Source organism: Actinomadura kijaniata NBRC 14229, from assembly GCF_001552175.1.
GTDB lineage: Bacteria > Actinomycetota > Actinomycetes > Streptosporangiales > Streptosporangiaceae > Spirillospora > Spirillospora kijaniata.
Window position 1 is genome coordinate 1 of record NZ_BCQR01000338.1, and the last position, 1,176, is coordinate 1,176.

A 1,176-nucleotide genomic window follows, 5' to 3' on the forward strand; every position below is an offset into this window, starting at 1 on the left:
TCGGTCAGCTCGTAGGAGACGGTGACAGGGACGGTTGGCGTCACGGTACGGGTGAGCAGACCATCGTGCTCCAGCGACCGTAGCGTCTGGGTCAGCATCTTCTGGCTGACCCCGGCCAGAAGACGAGAGATCTCGGAGTAACGCATCGCCTTCGGAGCGTCTGCGTGTGCTGCGCCGGGCTGGCCAGGGTTGTTGTCGCCGCCCAGCGCACACAGGATCAGAACGACCCACTTGTCCGAGATTCGGTCGAGCAGTTGCCGGCTGGGGCACCCTGCCAGGAACGCGTTGTACTCCACCTTGGCCTGAGCCCTCTTCTGGGCCGCCTTCATCGTCGTCACTGATCGCACCTCTCACCGATGGGTGGGTTACGCACTCCCAAGTGCCTACTTCCCGGCAGGAAGTTTCTCTCCAATGCTGATGCAGGGAGGCAGCAGGCGCCACCCCCAAGTGCACGACGAAAGGCAACAAGATGAGCACACCCTCCCTCTCTCTTCCCGGCGGCACCTGGACTCTGGGTGACCTGACCGTCACCCGGTTCGGCTACGGCGCCATGCAACTGGCCGGCCCGTGGGTCATGGGGCCGCCCGCCGATCGCGAGGGTGCCCTGGCCGTGCTGCGTGAAGCGGTCGCCCTCGGTGTCACACACATCGACACCAGCGACGCCTACGGGCCGCGCGTCACCAACGAGTTGATCCGCGAGGCACTGCACCCCTATCCCGAGTCGCTGCACATCGTGACCAAGGTGGGTGCGACCCGCGACGAACAGGGCGGCTGGCCTACAGCCCGCCGACCCCAAGATCTGCGCCGCCAGGTCCACGACAACCTCAAATCCCTCCGCCTCGACGTACTCGACCTGGTCAACCTCCGACTCGGCAACGCCGAAGGCCCCCAGCCCGGCTCGCTCGCCGAGGCGTTCGAGACGCTCGTCGAACTCCAGCAGCAGGGCCTGATCCGCCACCTCGGGATCAGCAACGCCACCGAGGAGCAGGTCACCGAGGCACAGAGCATCGCGCCGATCGTGTGCGTGCAGAACATGTACAACCTCGCCCACCGCCACGACGACAAGCTCATCGACCGGCTCGCCACCGACGGTGTTGCTTATGTGCCCTTCTTTCCGCTCGGGGGCTTCACCCCGCTTCAGTCCTCGGCGCTCTCGGCGGTCGCCGCTCGACTGGA

2 protein-coding genes are annotated in these 1,176 nt (G+C 65.9%); one reads left to right on the forward strand and one right to left on the reverse strand.

Annotation, left to right across the window (positions count from 1 at the left end):
• The coding region (locus AKI01S_RS48595; RefSeq protein ID WP_067833935.1) for a winged helix-turn-helix transcriptional regulator at window positions 1-338 on the reverse strand (338 nt) is incomplete at its 3' end.
• A 131-nt stretch (window positions 339-469) separates the two neighbouring features.
• On the opposite strand from AKI01S_RS48595, the gene AKI01S_RS48600 reads away from it, so the two are divergent.
• A partial coding sequence (locus AKI01S_RS48600) for an oxidoreductase (protein WP_067833938.1) occupies window positions 470-1,176 on the forward strand: 707 nt, incomplete at its 3' end.